The sequence below is a fragment of the Alistipes sp. An54 genome (genome assembly GCF_002159375.1).
Taxonomy (GTDB): Bacteria; Bacteroidota; Bacteroidia; order Bacteroidales; family Rikenellaceae; genus Alistipes; species Alistipes megaguti.
Map to the genome: position 1 here is coordinate 136,508 of NZ_NFIA01000003.1, position 20,072 is coordinate 156,579.

At 60.5% G+C, this 20,072-nt stretch carries 11 protein-coding genes; 7 read left to right on the forward strand and 4 right to left on the reverse strand.

From position 1 onward, the window contains the following. Positions 1–55: 55 nt before the first annotated feature. The 5 genes from B5G09_RS04265 to B5G09_RS04285 are packed head-to-tail and all read left to right on the forward strand — an operon-like array spanning position 56 to position 7,127. Positions 56–1,528 carry a family 1 glycosylhydrolase gene (locus tag B5G09_RS04265; protein ID WP_087404178.1) on the forward strand — a complete coding sequence of 491 codons (1,473 nt, stop codon included), beginning with the start codon at positions 56–58 and terminating at the stop codon, positions 1,526–1,528. Between the two features lie 14 nt (positions 1,529–1,542). Continuing rightward, positions 1,543–2,865: an MFS transporter gene (locus B5G09_RS04270; protein ID WP_087404179.1), complete on the forward strand. Its 1,323-nt coding sequence runs from the start codon at positions 1,543–1,545 to the stop codon at positions 2,863–2,865. Then, on the forward strand, positions 2,855–4,297 hold the full coding sequence (locus B5G09_RS04275; protein ID WP_087404180.1) for a hypothetical protein: 1,443 nt from the start codon (positions 2,855–2,857) through the stop codon (positions 4,295–4,297). Before B5G09_RS04270 ends, B5G09_RS04275 begins: the two co-directional genes overlap by 11 nt. Before the next feature lie 30 nt (positions 4,298–4,327). After that, the gene (locus B5G09_RS04280; protein ID WP_232009108.1) at positions 4,328–6,187 is read left to right on the forward strand and encodes a class I mannose-6-phosphate isomerase; all 1,860 of its coding nucleotides are present in this window, start codon (positions 4,328–4,330) and stop codon (positions 6,185–6,187) included. Further along, positions 6,168–7,127, forward strand: a complete 960-nt coding sequence (locus tag B5G09_RS04285) for an ROK family protein (RefSeq protein WP_087404182.1) — start codon at positions 6,168–6,170, stop codon at positions 7,125–7,127. Before B5G09_RS04280 ends, B5G09_RS04285 begins: the two co-directional genes overlap by 20 nt. A 76-nt stretch (positions 7,128–7,203) precedes the next feature. On the opposite strand, the gene B5G09_RS04290 is transcribed toward B5G09_RS04285, so the two are convergent. From B5G09_RS04290 to B5G09_RS04305, 4 genes are all read right to left on the reverse strand, one after another. Beyond that, positions 7,204–8,142: a hypothetical protein gene (locus B5G09_RS04290; protein ID WP_241147564.1), complete on the reverse strand. Its 939-nt coding sequence runs from the start codon at positions 8,140–8,142 to the stop codon at positions 7,204–7,206. Continuing rightward, the gene (locus tag B5G09_RS04295; protein WP_241147565.1) at positions 8,139–10,307 is read right to left on the reverse strand and encodes a DUF6259 domain-containing protein; all 2,169 of its coding nucleotides are present in this window, start codon (positions 10,305–10,307) and stop codon (positions 8,139–8,141) included. The genes B5G09_RS04290 and B5G09_RS04295 overlap by 4 nt, the downstream gene beginning before the upstream one ends. 85 nt (positions 10,308–10,392) lie before the next feature. Beyond that, positions 10,393–12,282, reverse strand: coding sequence for a RagB/SusD family nutrient uptake outer membrane protein (locus B5G09_RS04300; protein WP_087404183.1), 1,890 nt, complete (start codon positions 12,280–12,282; stop codon positions 10,393–10,395). A gap of 26 nt (positions 12,283–12,308) precedes the next feature. Continuing rightward, positions 12,309–15,428 (reverse strand): TonB-dependent receptor, encoded by a 3,120-nt coding sequence (locus tag B5G09_RS04305; protein ID WP_087404184.1) that lies wholly within the window; start codon positions 15,426–15,428, stop codon positions 12,309–12,311. A 256-nt stretch (positions 15,429–15,684) separates the two neighbouring features. Here B5G09_RS04305 and B5G09_RS04310 point away from each other — a divergent pair, with 256 nt between their 5' ends. Beyond that, the gene (locus B5G09_RS04310; RefSeq protein WP_087404185.1) at positions 15,685–19,098 is read left to right on the forward strand and encodes a DUF5689 domain-containing protein; all 3,414 of its coding nucleotides are present in this window, start codon (positions 15,685–15,687) and stop codon (positions 19,096–19,098) included. A gap of 24 nt (positions 19,099–19,122) precedes the next feature. Beyond that, positions 19,123–20,001, forward strand: coding sequence for an endonuclease/exonuclease/phosphatase family protein (locus B5G09_RS04315; protein WP_087404186.1), 879 nt, complete (start codon positions 19,123–19,125; stop codon positions 19,999–20,001). Positions 20,002–20,072: the final 71 nt, after the last annotated feature.

The window sequence follows — 20,072 nt, forward strand, 5'->3', positions numbered from 1 at the left end:
TTTTCTGTTGTGTGTTACAAAGATATGAAAAAAACTGTTAACCAGCCTTCGTGAAATGAAAAAAACTTTCCTTGTGTTGCTCTTTGGTATGTTGCTTCCGGCGGTGGCTCCGGCCCAGCATTGGTCTTTGACGTGGAAACGGCTTCAGTCCGTGTCGCCGGGTCTGGAGATGATCGGGCGAATCGAACCCAGAACCTCCCGCGAACTGGACAATCCGCGCTGGTCGGTGGGTTGTGAGTGTCTCGATCGGGACTATGCCGATTTTTCGGCCTACAAATCCTATGTCGGCGAGTTGGGAGTCGGGGCGGCGCGTATCCAGAGCGGCTGGGCGCGATGCGAACAGAAAAAGGGCCGTTACGATTTCGAATGGCTCGACGAAGTGGTCGACGGCCTGTGTGAACAGGGGATTCGGCCGTGGATGTGCCTGGCCTACGGGAATCCGGTCTACGGGGCCCAGAAGAGTCTCGGATCGCGGATCTTCACCGACGAGGCCACGCTTCAGGCTTGGGAACGCTACGTGACGGCCGTTGTCGAGCGTTACCGGGATCGGGTGCACGAGTGGGAGGTGTGGAACGAGCCCAACCTGCGCGGAACCAACCAGGCCGACGCATACGGCGAGCTGCTGATCCGGACCGCGGAGGCGGTTCGTCGGGTCGATCCCGAGGCGGTGATTATCGGTTTCGGACTCTCGCGCATGCCGCTCGACTTCACGGGCAGCGTGTTGGATCTGTTGCGTGAACGGGGCAAATTGAATTTGATCGACTACGTGAGCTTCCATCCCTATCACGAAAATCCGGATGATGCCACGCCCGGTATCGAGGCTCTGGCGAAACTCGTGGCGTCGTACGATCCGCGGATCCGCCTCTTTTCGGGCGAGAGCGGCTGTCCGTCGATTCTCGAGTGGGCTCATGCACTGCGCTACCACGAGTGGAGCGAATACAGCCAGGCGAAGTGGGTTTCGCGGCGACTGGCCAATGACTTTGCGCTGGGAATCCGCTCTTCGATTTTTGCCATCATCGACAATCAGTACCCCAACATGTTGCAGTCGTTCGGGCTGTTGCGGGCCAATCTGCTGAAGCAGGTGGTCTACAAGCGTCCGTCGTACCACGCCATGCAGCATCTGGTCAACCTGTTGCACGACGGGGTGCAGGCCTCCGGACGTCCGGCCTTCCGGGCCAATACCGCCCGGGAGATCGAACTGGTGTCGCTGGCCGACTCGGCCGGTACGACGATCGGCGTGATGTTCTGGTACGGGGACCGCATCCCCTCCGACGATCTGACCTGGGATCGTGTCGAATTGCGTGTCGACGGGCTTTCGCTGCAGGATCCTGTGCTGGTAGAACCCGTTACGGGGCGGATCTTCGAGTTGCCGCAGCCCCATGGTAACCGGGATGGCGGGGGTATGAAATTCACCGGATGTCCGGTGTGGGATTCGCCGATGCTGCTCATGGAGCGCGATGCGGTTCCGTTCCGCAATAAGGGGACGGAGCGTCAGGCCGCCGGGACGAGTGACGACATGTTGTACTGAAAAACCGGGAGATCATGAATCAGGCAGCTGTCGGGCGCAGAGGCGCCCGTTACAAATGGGAGGTTCTGGCCCTGTTGTGGGTCGCCTACCTGCTCAATCAGGCCGATCGTCAGGTCTTCAACGTGGTTCTCCCGCTCATTCGGGAGGATCTGGGTCTGAGCGACGTGGCAATCGGGTCCATCGCAACGATTTTCAACCTCTTCTATGCCGTGCTGGTTCCCATCGGAGGGCTGGTGGGCGACCGTTTCAGCCGGAAGTGGATCGTGACGGGGAGCATTCTCTTCTGGAGCGTGGCGACGATGTTCACGGGCCTCTGCAACGGATTTCTGATGCTGGTCATGATGCGCAGCATTGCGACGGGCGGCGGCGAGGCCTTCTTCGGACCGGCCAACTATTCGCTGCTGGCCCAGTATCACGAACGGACCCGGGCCTTTGCCATGTCGATCCACCAGACGGCCTACTACATCGGGATCATCATCAGCGGATATGCAGCCGGTTACATCGGACAGCTGTGGGGATGGCGGAGCGCCTTCTATGTGTTCGGATCCATCGGCGTGATTCACGGCATCGTCATGATCTTCCGGCTGAAGGACAAGCGGGACCCGGCTGCCGAAGCGACACCCGAAGCGGCTGTCGGGGCGACACCCGAAATGGCTGCCGCAGCACCGGACTCCGCGACCCGTGCCGCGGCGCCCAGGGCGCGTCTGACGGATGGCTTCCGATTGGTCTTCACCACCCCGACGGCCCTGATTCTGACCGTCTGCTTCGCGGGACTGATCTTCGTTCTGACGGGATATCTCACGTGGATGCCCACGTATCTCTTCGAGCGTTTCGACATGGATCTTTCGGGGGCCGGCTTCCATTCGATGTTCTACACCCATCTGTTTGCCTTCTTCGGGGTGCTGCTGGCCGGGAGGCTCTCCGACCGGCTGGGTCGGCTTCATCCCGCCTGGCGGATGGCCATGCAGGGATTCGGACTGCTGGCTGCCGTACCCTTTATCCTGCTGATGGGCAATTCGGCCACGCTGTGGGTGATTTACGTCGGTTTCGCCGGTTTCGGCTTTGCCCGGGCCTTCTTCGATGCCAACACCTATACGGTGCTTTACGACGTCATTCCGCCGCGTTATCACTCTTCGGCCTCGAGTCTGATGATGATGATCGGCTTCGGTATCGGAGCGCTGGCTCCCGTGGTGCTGGGAGCCGTGAAGCAGGCCGTGGGGCTCTCGTTCGGCATTTCGATGCTGGCCGTCGTCTGGCTGATATGCGGAGCCGGCATGGTCCTGGGGGCCAAACTCTTCTATTTGAAAGACTACAATAAGATTGACCATGAACAGTAACCTGAAAACCAGAAAAGCGAAAGCAGGCTTGCTGCTGATCGCATCGCCCCGCTTCAAGATGCTGGGCGAAGGATTGAAGCGCGGCACCTATGCCGAACGGAAGGATGCCGATGTGAAGCGGATTCTCGCGACGATGGATTTCCTGGATGTGGTATTCCCGGGTATCGTCTACGAAAAGGAGGAGGTGATGGCCGCCATGGACCGGTTCTATCTCGAGAAGGTGGATTTCGTGATTGCGGAGTTTCTCTCCTGGTCGGAGGATTTCGCCTGGATCCGCTTCCTGCGCGACATGCCCCAGGTGCCGATCCTCTTCGTGAATGCGGCCCGGGACCATGTCTCGTTCCACGATACGCTCGACGAGGATGATTTCATCGATTACCTCTGCGCCGGGACGCTCGTCGGATCGCTCGAGGCATCCGGATCGGTGCCCCGCACGGGGCGCCGGCATCTCCGTGTCGTGATGGGCTCGCGCGAGGAGGTGACCTCGCAGATCCGGCTCTTTGCTTCGGCGGCCCGGGCCCGGGCCATCCTGCGGCAGTCGAACGTCGGACTGCTGGCCAACTACAACGAGGCGATGTGGTCCACCTATATCGACCCCTACGATCTCTTCACCAAACTGGGTCCCGAGATTCGTTTCCTGCCCTATTCGACCTACGGCGAGGTGATCGGCGCCGTGAGCGATGCGGAACTCAAGGCCTATTGTGATCTTCTGACCTCGCGCTACCGGATGATGGAGGATGTAGCCCGCGACAAGTTCGAAGCTTCGGTGCGTGCCTCGATCGGACTGGCCCGGATGGCCGAGCAGTCGGATATCGACGTGATGGTCTTCAACGACATCGACCGGGCGATGTTCGAACTGGTCGGACTGCGGGCCGGATTCTACCACCCGTGGTTCAATGACAACTGTTCGGTGCTGGTTCCCGAGGCCGACATCGGTGCCGGTCTGATCACCTATCTGCTGAAACTGATTTCGGGCCGGCATGTCAATTTCCTCGAACCGTTCCACATCGAGACCGATTACGGGACCTTTGCCGGAGGCCATGCCGGACCCAACGACCACAACGATCCGGCCTGGCAGCAGAATGTCGTGATTGCCCGCGACGTGCGTTTTGCCAAGACCAGCTACAAGTATGCCGGGGCGCCGTTTGCCTGGTACCGGATCTCGCCGGGACGCAAGACCATGGCGCAGCTGGTCGAGTGCGACGGGCGCTACAAACTGGTGGCCACGCTGGTCGATTCGCTCGAGGGCGAACACATTCTGGCGACCTATTCGCACAGTATCTTCCGTCCGGTGGTGCCCGTCAAGCGGCTCTTCGAGGAGATTCTGAAGATCGGCACCACGCAGCATTTCGCTTTGGTCGACGGCGATTATCTGCGCGAACTGGAGATGCTCGCCGGGATCATGGATTTCGAATACCACGCAATTGTTTGAATGCATTAACCCTTAAAAACCTATTGTCTCATGAGTTTCATGTACAACCCCTTCCCGTACGACGATCCCCGGGCGGTCAACCGCCCGCAGCTCCCGGCCGAAGCCGTCGGGGCCGTCGTCAGCGGGACGCTCGAGGCGGCCAGGTCGTTGGCCGCAGAACTTGCCGCCCGTCTGGAGGCGGCACCCGGCAAGAGCCCCGTGGCAGCCTTCGACGGATATGCCACGGCCGACTGGTCGCGGATGATCAACCTGCTTTCACAGCAGCTGCTGCAGCGCGGCATCGCCCTTGAGGCGGTTGATTTCCGCGAGGTGCTCAAGACCGAAGAGGAGATCCATGCCCTGATCGATCCGCTGCTGGAGTGGGATCGGGAGAAGGACCCCACGCTGCTCTACGGGCGCATTTTCCGCGGCGGTTACGAGGCGCTGCTCGACGAGTCCCGGGCGGCCGGTTTCCGGACGCGGATTGCCGGCCTGCGTTCGTCGGAGGGGACGCGGCGTGTGGTGGTAGTCTACGGCAGCGGCTGTCTGATGCCGCGGATGCGCGATCTCTATGACGTGCGCTGTTATTTCGACGTGACGCCCAAGGAGTCGATTCTCCGCATCCGCCGCGGGGAGTATGCCAATCTGGGCGACCGGACCGCACGTCCGGCCAATCAGGTGATTCGCCGGTGCTACTACGCCGATTTCGAGATGGCCGTGCATCTGCGGGGCGAACTGCTCCGCGAGGGGTTGCTCGACTATTACCTCTGTTCGGACCATCCCGACCGGCTGGAGCTGATTCCGCGCAAGGCTCTGGAGCAGATTTTTGCCGCACTGGCACTCTATCCGTTCCGTTGCAAGCCCGTCTATCTGGAGGGGGTCTGGGGCGGAACCTACGTCAAGAAGCTGCGCAATCTGCCCGATACGATGCGCAACTGCGCCTGGGTTTTCGATCTGATTCCGATGGAGGTCAGCGTCGTGGTGGAGGCTGGTTCCGAACGGCTTGAGTTCCCCTTCTTCACCTTCGTGCAGCGTGAGGGCGAGGCGCTCATGGGGGCGAAGTGCGTCGAGAAGTTCGGCGGATATTTCCCCATCCGCTTCAACTACGACGATTCCTACCACAGTACGGGCAACATGTCGATCCAGGTGCACTCCGGGGCGCAGTACAACCACGACCATTTCGATGAGCTGGGGCGTCAGGACGAGAGTTACTACGTGGTGGTGGCTGGCCACCACGCCCGGACCTTCATCGGGTTCCGGGACGATGCCGACATCGATGCCTTCATCCGTGACATCAAGCTGGCCGACAAGGAGTACAAGCCCGTAGACTATCTGAAGTATGTCAGCTACGAGGATTCCAAACCCGGTCTGCAGGTGATGATTCCGGCCGGAACGGTCCACTCGTCGGGGCGGAACCAGGTGGTGCTGGAGATCGGCAGCCTGACGATCGGCTCCTACACCTACAAGCTTTACGATTACCTGCGTCCGGATTTCGACGGCAAACCGCGCCCGATCCATACGTGGCACGGCGAACGCAATCTGGTTCGGGAGCGACGCACGAGCTGGGTGCGGCAGAACATCGTCCAGCAGCCGCGCGAGGTTCGTTCCGGCGAGGGCTGGGCCGAGTATATCGTCGGCGAGCATGATCTGCTCTACTTCACGCTCCGGCGTCTGGAGTTCGAGCGGAGCATCGAGGATGATACCCGCGGCCGCTTCCACGTGCTGACGCTTGTCGACGGCGAGCGGGTGCGAATCCGTTCGCTCGACCATCCCGAACGCTTCTTCGATGCCGAATACATGGATATGGTGGTGGTTCCGGCCGACATGGGCCGCTATGTGATCGAGAATCTGCGGGCCGAACCGATCTGTGTTCACAAGACAATGCTCAAGGATGGATTCGACCGGGAGTAACTGCCGCCTGCTCTTCGACGTCGGGGGAACGTTCCTCAAGGCCGTCGTGGCAGACTCTGCCGGGGAGCTGATCCCCGAATCGGAGTTCTCCTGTCCGATGCCTTCGGATGGCTCGCGCGATGAGATTGTCGGGGCCCTGGCTGCTTCGGTAGCCCGGGGCGCCGCCTTTGTCTCGTCGCGCGGCCAGACCCTGGGGGGGCTGGGCGTGGCATTTCCCGGACCCTTTGATTTTGCCCGCGGCATTCCGCTCATGGAGCACAAGTTCCGGCAGATCTACGGCCTCTCGCTGGATGATCTGCTGCACGGCCTGCCCGAGACGGGTGCTGAAATGCCGATCCGCTTCATGCACGATGTCAATGCGGCCCTGCTGGGCGAGATGACGCGCGGCAATGCCCGTTCGTTCGGCAATGCCGCTCTGGTCACACTCGGCACGGGACTGGGCTTTGCCTGCTGTCTGGACCGTGAAATCCAGTATGCTCCGATGGGCTCGCCGCGGATCTCGATCTTCCGGCTCCCCTGCCGGGGCGGAATTCTTGAAGATTGGGTCTCGAAGCGCGGGCTGTTGCGAATCCATGCCGGACGATGCGGTTGCAGCGATCCTTCGCTGACAGTAGCCGATCTGGCACGGATGGCCTTTGCCGGAGATCTTCCGGCGCGGGAGACCTTTGCCGATGCGGGGCGGATTCTGGCCCGGGCGATCGGCGGGGTGCTTGCTCGGAACCGGATCGAATGTTTGTTGATGGGCGGGCAGATTTCACGCTCGTTCGTCCTGATGGAACCGGTGCTTCGCGAGGAACTTGCCGCGGTGCCCACGCTGCGGATGATTGCCCCGGCGGCACATATCGGCGAAGCTGCGTTTTACGGTTTGCTGGCCGGACTGGAGCGCTTGGCGGGGGTAAAGCCGGATGTCGGGATCCGTACGGTCGGTTGCGGCGCATGACATCCAGGTTCGTAACGGATTTGAAGCGAGCCGCCTCACATGATCATGTGAGGCGGCTCGCTTGTGAGGCGGCATCTCAGGCCAGCAATTCGTATTCGAGTCTCCAGACGATGGTCTCGCCCGGGAAGGCCCGAAAGGTCGTGTAGGGTTCGATGCAGGCTATCCCCCGGCGGGCCCAAAGGACCATGTGCGACAGCGGTGCATTCCCCGATACGCGAATGCCGGCCCCCGTAAGGAGGTTGAGGATGCAGAATCCGTAGGTTCCCGATGCGGAATCCTGTGCATGGAGGTCGCCCATGAAGACGGTCTCTCCCGGTCGGAGCTCCCGGTTGAAGCGAATCCCGTCCCTCCCGAGTGTGACACAGTCGTAGGCTTCGCGCCAGGTCCCGACGGGATGGAAGGGGAAACGGATGGCCGTATCGGGTCCCGTGACCATCCGGTCGAGGGTGAAAAAGTTGTGGTTGCAGACCTGTCCCGCCAGCACGGCCGGTCCGAGATTCTTGAGCGTATAGTCGATTCGCAGACGGTCCGTATGGGTCAGTCTCAGCTCCTTGCGGTAGTCGTATCCATACTCGTCGCTCAGCAGACGGTGGCGGAACTCGACCCGGTCGCGAGTGGCGGTCGTCTCCCAAAGACCGTGGTTGACGATTTCGTAGAGCCGGAACCGGTCGTAGGGCTCCCCGGAGTATCGACGCAGCATGCCGACGCCGATCTTCAGGAACTCTTCACCGGGACGGGCCCGTTCGTATCCGATCTCGGTAAATTCGTCCACCGGACCGCTCAGATCGTCGTGGCACAGCGGATCGTGCCTGTTTTTCCACGGGGTGACGTAGCGATGACCGCGGCCGCGCAGGTCGCTCAGGACTCCGCTCCAGTCGAAGCGGGTGGCCCGGTAGTATCCACTCACGGGATCGGGCGGACAGACGACGGCCGTGGTCGTTCCGTTGGTCAGATGCAGGATGGAAGGGCTCTGAGGAGCCTCTTCGGTCTGGAAAATCGTTGGACTTGTTCTCATGGCCGGCCCTCTTTTTGATAAATCAGCACCGCCAGATCGTATTGTCCGAGGGTGATCCGGTCGCCGTTGCGGGAGACCCGGGCCTCGCCCAGCGTCGACGATTCGACGAATCGGTATCCCGGGACCTCGATCCCGCCGCTCACGGGGTCTCCCGCCTCGGTCCGGGTCGCCACGATGGCCATGCCGTCGCCGTGGGTGTAGGCCCGGGCCTCGATGCCCTGCGCGGAGAGCGTGAAACCCTCCACGTCGCGGTAACGTCCCATCAGCAAGAGGTGTTCGTAGCGTCTCTTGATCTCGTTGGCTTGTGCCAGATAGGACCGGTAATGCGGGGTTTTGTCGATCAGATCGCGGCAGCGGTAGATCTCGATATCGTTGCGCAACCCCTTGAGCAGGGTGTTGTTTACCCGGCGTTCGATATCCGTGTCGTCGCGGATCTCCCGGTCGGAGATGATAATCTCGGGGAAGGTGTAGCGGAACCAGTCGATGAAGCTGTACCGTCCGGCCGTGACCTGATAAATATGGATATAATCGCAGTATTGGGCCGTCACGTCGGTCAGCCACTCGGTGCCGAGGACAAACTCCGGATCGAAGCGGATGTTGTGGTCGCGAATCATCTTCAGCACTTCGGCCTTGTCGGCGATGACCCGCAGGTTCGGGATCGGGAATTCGCGGCTCAGGTCCCAGTTCGTGGCCCGTTCGCCGTAGCCGAGCTGGTCGTAGAAGACGCTGTTGGCTCCGTATTCGCGGGCGCGGTCGGCCCATTCGAGGAGCATCCGGCGCCAGATCTCGGAACGCGTGTCGGCGATGACGAACGTTCGGGCGTTGTAGTCGCCCAGGAAGGTCCCCTGCCCGGTGAAGCGGTACTGCTCGGTGAACTCCGCACCCGTGTTGTCGCGGTAGCAGATCTCCCGTCCGGCGCCGCTTTTGTAAAATTCGCTCTCGCGGTCGATCAGTTTGCCGTTGAAGTAGAGCAGCACCTTGCCGCCGTCTTTCTTGAATTCGGCGATGGCCTGTTTCCAGCCTTCGTCGCCGCCCTGTGCCGGATCGGCGTTGTAGTGGGGATTGCCGTGGTCCATACCCGTCTCCCACCACCCGAAGGTGAAGGCGGCATCGGCTCCGACGCTCTCCCCGACACGCTTGATGCGTCCCGGCAGATCGGTGTACCGGAAGAGCAGTTCGCCATACTGGTGGCGGAAGATGACCCGCTGCCAGCTGCGCATCTTCTGTACCCAGAGCGGAGCTTCGCGATGATCCCACCAGGTGTCGGCCCAGCGCCGGTAAAGTTTCGAGGTCTGGTGCCACGTGCCCGTATAGGGGGCAATGACGTTGGCACTGCAGCTCCAGCTCTCGCCCGAGAGGCACTGCGGGTATTTGTAGAATCCGGATTCCAGCCGCGAGAAGCCTCCCTCCCCGTCGGGATAGAGGCGCAGTCCGTGTCCCGTGTCCTGGAACTGGAGGTCGTGGCTCCCGAAATAGAGCCCTTCGCGTTCGCCGACATAGGCAAAGCAGTTCGAGGCCATGCAGCCTCCCGTCCCGCCCGTTACGGTCCGCGTCGGGTATTTGGCGTCCATCTGACGGAATTTCTGGGCCGGGGTCTTGTAGGGCGAGGTGTTGCTGTTGCGCAGGATAATGCCCTTCGGATCGTCGTAGAGCTGCCCTCCGGTGTGGGTGAGCAGCAGCTTGTGGTCCTCCGGGAGTGGCATGTTTCCGACGAGCGGGTAGTGCAGTTCGCGGACGATCGTGTGCGGTTCGTTGTTCTCGATCTTCGAGGCAAAGCGGATCTGATCCCCTTCGAGCGTGATGTCGAAGCGGAGCGAGATGTCGAGCGTGACCTCTTTCCGGATGCTGAAGTCGGTGGCCTTCAGCTCTTCGTAGAGCAGCGTGATGGTCTTCCCGTTTTGTGAGATGCGAGGTTGCTGCCCGGCGGCCAGGACCTCGATCTCCTTGGCTTTCGGGGTATCGTAGTAGAGCCTCCAGAGATAGTCGCGGCCGGCATAGTCGCGGCCTGTCTCGAGGTTCTTGAGGCTGACGAGGCGGCCCTCGTCGTCGATCGAGATCTGCAACCGTTCGTTGCGCAAAGTGGACGGTTGCGGTGTGGCGTGGACCGGCAGTATCAGAAACGGAGCTGCCAGGCTGCAAAGGGTGGTGGTCAGTCGTATGTTCATGGCTGAGTCGGTTGGAATGGTTGGGTGATGAAAACAGCCGGACGGGCTCCGCTGCCGGAGTCCGTCCGGTTGTACGGCAACAGGATCAATAGCCCGGATTGTTCTCCTTGATGTTCTTCATGACCTGCATCGTGGTGGTCGGGATGGGCCACAGATAGCTCTTCGGGGCCACGAACTTGCACTCGGCGAGGATCTGTGCGTACATGTTCCCGCGGAAGAAGTTGGGATCACCCTTGGCGACGTCGGCCATGAAGTCCACGCATCCGTCTTCGTCGACCTGCGGTACGGCTCCGTGGAACCACATGCCGTCGTCGATATAGGCGCGCTGGAGTTTCTCATCCTTCTTGGGCAGTCCGATCCAGGGGCGGTTGAGCACCTTTTCGGCGATCCGCCAGCGCCAGAGGTCGTACAGACGCAGGTTCTCGAAGGCAAACTCCATGCGGCGTTCGAAGCGCAGGATCGTGCGCAGCCGGGCCTGATCCGTTTCGGTGATGGCCGGATAGGAGTTGGTGGCTGTCACATCGACCTTGTAGGCGCGGGCGCGGACCTGATTCATGGCGTTGAGGACCGTATCGTCGATCTCGTTCAGTTCGATCTTGGCCTCGGCGTACATCAGCAGCACGTCGGCATAGCGCAGGATCAGTTTGTCGTTCTCGGCCTCGAAGGGCGACAGCCAGTCTTCATCGACGTGTTTCTTGAGCACCAGCCCGTTGTAGGAGGCGTACTGATTCGAGCTTCCGGCGATTCTGTACGACCGCGAGTCGTTGTTGGTGACCATGGCTCCCTCGCGGGCGCTGTAGACCTCGGTGACGTCGAAGTGCGGGTCGAAGATGACTCCCAGATGCTGGGTGCCGTGTTCGACGATGGTGTAGGTGCAGCGCGGGTCGCGGTGCTCGAAGGGCTTGTGGGGGTCGTAGACCTCCGATTCGTCGATGGGTTTGCCCTGGTCGTCGAGGAACGAGCAGAGCAGGTACCACGACGGCAGACAGGTCGTACAGGTCGGGGCGCCCGACAGACGCGGCAGCTTGGCCGTTGTGGCGCCGCCGTAGAGGTACTGGTATTTCGAGTTGTTCGAGAGGGCCTTCGAACGCGGGATGACGAAGATTCCCTCGGGCGAGTGCTTGGTCGACATGCGGAAGAGCTCGCCGAAGTCCGAATGGAGCGTATAGGCGTTCAGCTGCATGCAGCTCCAGGCGGCGTCGCGGGCCTGTTCGAAGAGCCGTTTGGCTTCGGCCTCGTCGTTGTCTCCGAATCCGCCTTTTTCAATGGTGTCCCACTTGCGGATCGAGGCGAAGTGCAGGGCGTAGCGGGCCTTCATGCCGTAGACGGCTCCCCTCGTGGCCCGTTCGACCTCGCCGCCGCCGTACGAAACGGGCAGCAGAGGGGCAATTTCGTCGAATTCGCGGAGCATGTCGTCCACGACGGTCCACATGTCCGAACGGGTCAGCTCGTAGGCGGCCTGACGCCCCGCTTCGGAGTCCATGTCCATATCCTCGGGAACGACGACCGGATCGCCGAAGTGTACCATGATCCGGAGGTAGAAGCAGGCCCGGTAGAAGCGGGCGCAGGCGATGATGCGGTTGTAGCGCTCGGGATCCATTTCGCCTTCGAGCTTCTTGATCTCGGTGATGATCTTGTTGCAGCGGTTGATGCCCGTGTAGGTGATGTCCCACATGCGCACGGCCAGCGGATAGGTGCCGTCGACGCCGTCGATGAGGAATCGGCCCGGAGCGCTTCGGTTCTGTCCGTCATCGGTCAGCATGTCGAGTTCGGTCTGTTCGTTGGAGGTCCATTCGTTCCGCTCCATGGGCCAGTAGCTGTGGTGGAGCAGGGCGTTGAGGTTCAGTTCGAACTGCTCGGCCGTCTGAAACCACGAGCCGCTGGCGGCCGAATCTTTCGGCGAGAGGTCCAGGTCGCTGCACGAGACCATCAGACTTCCGGCAAGGACGAAGATTGCGAATTTCAAGGTTTTCATAGCTTATCCGATCATTGTTTGCGACATTAGAATTTGAGTTGAGCCGAGAAGAGCACCGACTTGGTGATGGGATATGCGGTTGTCCCGACCTCGGGATCCCACCCTTCGGGGAAGTGGCTGTAGGTGAAGAAGTCGGTCAGGGTGACGGCGAAGCGCAGACTCTTGACATGCACGCGGTTCATCCATTTCTGGGGCAGGGTGTAGCCGAGCGTGATGTTTTTCACACGGAAGTAGGATCCGTCGAAGATCCAGAAGTCGGAGATCGCATAGTTGTTGTTGGCGCTGTTCCACGAATAGCGCGGGTACTTGGCGTGCTGGTTCTGCTCGATGGTGTTCTTGCGGCTCCAGGAGTTCCCCCCCCCGACTATCGTCGGGACGTTATACCATTGCGAGCGCAGCGGCTGTACCATTTCGTCCGTGAGGTAGGAGTTTCGTTTGCCGACCCCCTGGAACGTGAGGTTGAAGTCGATGCCGCGCCAGGCCAGGTCGATCGTGCCGCCGTAGTTGAAGTGCGGAAGCGAGGAGCCGAGCACCGTGCGGTCGTATTCGGCGTTGATGAGCGGACTGTCGGGGTCGGCATCTGCGAGGTTCCGGTAGTGCAGGTCGCCCGGATAGACGGTTCCGGTGGTTGCCGAGTTGTCGACCTCGGCCTGGGTCTGGTAGATTCCTTCGCAGACGTATCCGTACCAGGACTGGTATTCGTCGCCTTCGCGGATGATCTTGCCGCCGGAGATCACCTCCTTGTTGCCGATGTAGCCCATCGTGGAGACGTCGTCCGAGAGGTTGAACGTGACGCCGTAGTTGAAGTCGCCGACGTGGTCGCGCCATCCGAGCGTGATCTCCCAGCCTTTGGTGTTCATGTCGCCGATGTTGTCATAGGGGTCCGAGAGACCCATGATCGGGGCGATGGGGACTTGGAGCAGCATGTCGCGGGTCTTCTTGTAGTACCAGTCGGCCGTCAGGGAGAGGCGGTTCGAGAGCAGTGACAGGTCGATACCCACGTCGACCGTGGCCGTTGTCTCCCAGGTGATGTCTGAAACGATGGCAGCGGCCTGTGCATAACCCGAAAGGGCGGTGAGGGTGGTTCCGGTGTAGCCGACGACGTTGTTGTTGGCCAGTACGGCCTGATAGGGGTAGTAGCCCTTGATGCGTTCGTTGCCCAGTTCGCCGTACGATATGCGGAGCTTGCCGTGGTCGAGCACCCGTCGCAGCCCCTCCAGGAAGCGCTCCTGGGTGAAGACCCAGCCGGCCGATGCCGAGAGGAACGTACCCCAGCGGCAGTCGGGCGCGAAGCGTGACGAACCGTCGCGGCGGATATTGCCCTGGATGTAGTATTTCGACCGGTAGTTGTACATCAGACGGCCGAAGTACGAGCGGCGGGCCAGTTCGTTGACGTTCTTTGAATTGGCCGTGACGTCCTCGCTGCCTCCGGCGCTCAGGTCGGGGATCAGCGAATGGGCGAACGACGATTTCTTGGCAACGATGTCACCCTCCTGATACCAGTAGTTCTCGTAACCGATCATGGCGCTGAAATTGTGGTCCTGACCGAAGGTGTGCTGGTAGTTGGCGTAGACCTGCGTGGTGTGTGAGAAGGTGTCACCGCGGGTCTCCTCGAGGGTTGTCGTCTTGGCGTCGGAGATGTATTTCGTGCTGGTGAGGCTCTCCTCCTGGTAGTTGAAGTAGGAGGTCTGGCGCTGGAAATCCTTGATCTTGGTGTAGGAGAACTGGGGTGCGAAGATGCCGGTGACGGTCAGCCCCTTGACCGGGGTGATGTCGATCTGGAACTTGGCGTTGGCCAGATACTTGTCCGTTGTCTTTTCGCCGCCCGACATCAGGGCCGCATATTTGTTCGTCCCGTCCTTGCCCGGAGCGTAGCGGCCGTCGCTCCATACGGCCTGGTAGATGGGCGGAATGTATCGCATGATGCTCGACGGCGAGGCGTGGGGATTGAGCTGGTCGGTGTAGCGCAGCGAGATGTCGGCCGAGGCGTTCATCCACTTGAAGACCTTGATGTCGTTGTTCAGCCGGGCCGTGTAGCGCTGCCAGGAGAGGTTTTTGCGGAAGAGTCCCTCCACGTCGTCATAGCCCAGACTCAGCACCGAGCGGACCTTTTCGCCTCCGGCCTGGATGGTCAGGCTGTGTGATTGGCGTACGCCCTTGTCCTTGAGCAGCAGATCCATCCAGTCGACATTCGGATAGAGGTCGGGATTTTCACGGTTAAGCAACCAGTAGTTCTCGATCATCTCGCGCGAGTACTCCTGATACCAGCCTCCGGACGGCAGGTCATTGTAACGGAGTTCGTTGACGGCGGCCATGTAGTCCGTGGCATTCATGTATTCGGGCGTTCTGGACTGGTAGTCGAGTCCGAGCGTATAGTTGTAGGTGACGCTGGCTCCGCTCTGCGAGGCCCGTTTGGTGGTGATGAGGATGACACCGGCGGCGGCCTGTGAACCGTAGATCGACGCCGAGGCCGCATCCTTCAGGACGGTGATGTTCTCGATGTCGTTGGGGTTGATGTCGTCGATCGAACCGGCCACACCGTCGATCAGCACATAGGGATCCGAGGCCCCTTCGGTCATCGACGTGATACCGCGGATGCGGATCGTCGCCGAACCGCCCGGTGCCGAATTCGTCCGGGTGACGGTTACACCCGGCATGGCACCCTGCAGGGCCTGTGAGAGGGTCTGTGTCTGGCGGTTGAGGATGGTCTCGCCGCCGACGGAGGAGAGTGATCCGGTCAGATCCTTCTTGCGGACCGTACCGTAGCCTACGACCACAACCTCATCCATGGCCGTAGCCTCTTCGGTCAGTACGACGTCAAACATCGTTCGGTTGCCGACGGGCAGTGTTTGGCTCTTGTAGCCGAGGTAGGAGACGATGAGCGAGGCATCGGCTGCCGGTTTGCGGGTCAGCGACAGTGTGAAGTTGCCCTGTGCATCGGAGGTTACTCCCTGCTGGGTGCCGCTCAGAATGACGGTGGCACCCGCTATGGGGTCGCCCTCCCCGGTCTTGACGCTCCCCTTGAGGGTGAAGTTCTGGGCCGAAGCGTACGATGGTGCAAATACGATCGCTGCCAGAAGCGCGCAGAAAGCCGCGATTGTCCGAAAATCGCACTTTCTTTGAAATTCATCGTAACTTTTTTTCATCTTTTTGGAATTAGTAGTATATTTGCATCGTACACCACACCACACAACACATAGGGCAAACGTGGAATAGTGTGGTTTAGTGTGGTACAAAAATAAGAGGAATATTTGACATTCCAAAGAAAAGCGTCTTTTTTTTGAGATTTTTCGGTGAATGTCATGAAAATGTAACGGAAGGGCACGGTCCGGAAGGACATGCAGTCGGACCGGGGAGTCCGGGCCCGAATTGACAAACCCAATGAACCTTTATTACGCACCTATGAAAAGACAATTATTCAGGATCTGGACAGCGGTTTGGCTGATTGCCGCCGCTGCGATCTCCTGTACGGGTGATCCGGATGTGGACCGGGTCGGTCTTGTTTCGATCGGACAGGAGAGTCTGACCGCCGATGGCGCGGGCGAGGAGTTGACCCTCGACGTGGCCAGCAATGCCTACTGGCATATTGAATTTACGGATCCGGCGACGGGTGAGACCGTGCGTTGGATTACGGCCAGCGAAACTTACGGGACGGGCGATGCCAGTCTGAAACTCATCGTGGCCCGCAACCGCTCGACCTCGCCTCGTACGGCCCACATCCGGGTGACGACCGATTCGGAGTCGTCGACGGCGACGATTCTTCTTTCGCAGGGGGCCGGAACGGTCGGAGGCGGCGACGGCTATGGTTTCCCGATCTATCAGATGTTCTCGATTGACGACAAGCTGATGTTGAGCAATGCATTCATCGAGGGCGGGACCTGTTATTTCGATGACGGCATGATTCTGAGCCGTACGGGGTCGCCGGCCGAGATGACCTTCAGCACGCAGACCCACACGAATCCCAAGTCGGACTGGTATTTCCAGCGTGGCGTTGTCATCGGATCGTGGGAGACGGGCGATGCCCTGCAGTTGGAGATTCCGCTCAAGGAGTCCCTTTCGGGAGATCTGCGCTACGTCTACGGCAGTCGTCGTGACGGCACGCAGAACGCCAGTCATGCCTGGGTGTTCGAGTGGAGTTCCGACGGGGCGGAGTGGACGCCGTTCGACGGGGCCTCCGAGGGGGGTGTTTCGGATGCCGTGTGGAAGATCGTCGACTTCACGATTCCCGAGGCGAAGGCGATTCCGGCGGGGGGAACGCTCTGGATCCGCCATCGCTGTACGGACGGCGCCTCGGCCAGTACGTCGGCCTCGAATCCGACGGTTGCCTACCAGACGGGCTTCTGCATCACGAAGGCCTCGGCCGAACCGACGACGGTTGCCCCCATGGATGATCAGACGGTGGTCTTCTCGACGGGCTTCGACGATCTGCTGGATGCCAAGGCGGCCTATATCGACATGCCGCTCGATTTCATGTCGTCGTTCAACGCCGGGGCCTATTCGCTGCCCCGGGAGCAGGCCGGTATGGTGGATTTCGCGGAGTGTTACATCCGTCCGGGATTTCTGCAGGTGGGGCGCGGCGACGAGGCGATCGTTTCGCGCTATACGCAGGGATCGTATACGATCAAACTGGCGGATCGTTTCGAGGCGATGCGGATTCTGAAGAGCGATCTCAAACTGACGTTCCAGGCCTCGGCGATGATCGACGCCTATGGCAAACCGACCGATCCGGGAGTTGTCGTGAAGGTTGACGGTGCGAGCGGCGCCACGGTTGAGGGAGGAACGCTTGAGGGGGTTGAGAACAATGCGTTCAAGTCCTTTACGGTTTACGTGCGCGGTGCGACCGCCGAGACCGAAATCACCATCACGTCGGCCGATATGACCTCCAGTACGGATGACGTGCGCTTCTTTGTCGACGACATTCTGCTCGAGGTGGAGGGCGAACCGCAACGGCCGAGTGCCGACGATCCGGTGAAGGCCGCGATTGCCGAGCTTCGGGCCAAGGCGGGGGCTTCGGCCGTGACGATTACCGACAATCTCTATGTGGAGGGTTGCGTCGTGGCTGCGGACAATCTGCCCGAGGGGTGCTTTGCCCTGCAGGATGATCAGGCGGGCATCGTGGTGGCCTGCCCGAATCACGGCGTGACGGTCGGTGATCTGGCGAAGGTGGTGGTGAAGGATGCTTCGCTGGCCCGAAACGGCGACGGACTGCTCGTGGTGACGCCGGCGGCCTCCGACCGGGTTTCGAAGACGGGAACGGCCGAGCAGATGCCGGCTTCGCGGATGATCTCGGTGGCAGAACTGCAGGCCGGGACCTGGGAGGCGATGCTGGTCACGCTGCCCGAATCGCAGGTTGTCGAGTCGGATCTGTCGAAGCCCCTGAGCGGAGACATTACCCTGGAGCTGGAGGACCGGGTGACGACCTACGTACTGAAGACCTATGCCCATGCATCGTTTGCTTCGGCTGCGGTGCCGCAGAAGCGGGGACCGGTGAAGGGGTTGGCCGGAGTCGGCTTCGTGATGCCGACCTCGGCCGGTGATCTGGCCTCGATGAACGGCACGCGCTTCGGCGAGGCGGTCTACGCCATTAAGCCGATCGACGGCCACCTCTATGCACTGGGCACGACGAAGAACTTCACGATCGGCAATGCCACCTTCGACCAGGCGACCAAGACGGTCACCTACGACAACGGCCACTCGATCTACAAGGTGGGCGATACGTCGACCGACTTCACGTGGGGATGCTACGGAAGCAAGAAATCGGCTGCTGCCAACATGTATGACTCACGGCTCTACGTGACGGGCTGGGGTGGCCCGAACTGGCAGGAGAACGGCCTGGTGTTCAAGATGAAGGCGACGTCGCGCATTGTCGGCAATCTGCGCTTCGGCTTTGGGTGGTTCGGGGCCTCGGGCGACAATCTGCCCGAGAATTGGAAACTGCTCTGGAGCAGTGACGGAACCGCCTGGAACGATGGCGTAAAGGTGTTGAGTCTGACCTCCTCGCTGACGGAGCTTCCGTCCGACGATCCGGGCAGCGAGGTCTTCACCTTTGCCTCGAATGCCAATGCCGGAGGTTATCGGATGGCCTACTTCCATGTTCCGGACGACAAGGCGGTTCCCGAGGGCGGTTACTTCTATATGAAGATCGTGCAGGCCGACAACGCCTGTCAGCGTTCGGGCGAGTCGGTCGATCCGAGCAAGGAGATGATTTTCATCAACGGTTTCTACCTGCAGACCCACGAGCGTCGGGCCTATCATACGTCGGATCTTCCGTCGGGAGACAACGTGGTGCTGACCGAAGGCTTCGACGACAATCTCTGGGGGCCGGACCAGTTTGCTTATGCCTGGCAGTCGTTTGCCGGCTACAAGGTGGCCTACAAGGCGCCCGAAGGCTGGAGCATTGCGGGATCGGTCTTCGAGGAGCCCGGTCACGTGCGGATCGGCAACAGCGGAACCGATTCGTCCTCCTCGCTGACGACTCCGGCTCTGGAGGCATTGGGCAATACGCCGACGGATATTACCGTTCGATTCAAGGCGGCGACGCTGCTGGTCGGAGCTGCGGGGCTGGTTCCCGACGACCGTACGATTCGCGTCGAGGCTTCGGGGGCCGGAGCCGTCGGTTCGGAGGTGTACCTTCCGGCGACGCTTTCGGGAACGGCCGAGACGGTCGATCAGGCAACCTCCGACCGAATGTGCGACGAATATCTCCGCTGGTACGACTGTTCGGTGAAGATTTCCGGAGCCACGAAGGATACGCGGGTCGTATTTACGGGAACGGGCCGCCACTTCTTCGACGAGATCGTGATAACGAAGGATTGAATCCAAACTTAAACCACATAGAAAATGAACAAACTGAAGTATCTGCTTTACGGAATCGTATTGAGTGCACTGGGCTGCTCGTCGAGCAGCGATGATGCTGGAACCGAGGGAAGCTCGAATACGCTGAAGGTCATGTCGTTCAACATTCGCTGCGTCACCTCGAGCGACACGGGCGACAAGGCCTGGGACGTACGTAAGACCGGGTGTGTCAAGATGATAACGGGCATCCGGCCCGATGTGATCGGCATGCAGGAGCCGCGGACTCCCCAGCGTACCTATCTGAAGGAGAATCTTTCGGACTACGAGATGCTCGAGACGCCCGGGACCGGAACCAGCAAGGGAGGCAATTCGGTGCTGCTCTATCGCAAGAGCCGTTTCACGTGCCTCGATTGGGGGTACTACTTTCTGAGCGACACCCCCGACGTGCCGTCGGTGGCCTGGGAGGCGAAGCAATGGCATACGACGGTCTGGGCCCATCTGAAGGAGGTGAGCAGCGGCAAGGATTTCTGGATCTTCACGACCCACATGCCGGCCTATGCGTCGAATGTCTCGGCCCGCGTGAAGAGCGCCAATCTCAACGTATCGAAGATGAAGGAGCTGGCCGGTGAGGATGCCACGGTCTTCATCACCGGAGACATGAACTGCTCCTATGCTGCGGATGATGCGTCGCGCGAGGCGTTGACGCCCTATTATCAGTGGATGTCAGCGGCGCGCGACATTGCTCCGGTGGGCGATGCCTACAGCTTCAACAACTATGGAAGCGGTACGCCCACTCCGAAGCGGAATCTTGACCATATCTTCTATCGGGATGCGACGGCCGTGTCGTTTCGCACGATTACGGACAACTACGGAGTGCCGTATATCTCCGATCACTATCCGATTCTGCTGACAGTCCTCTTCTGATCCGTCTGCGGCGCTTGACCGCGTATGCATGGAAAGACCCCGGGCCTTGAGAGAGGTCCGGGGTCTTTGGT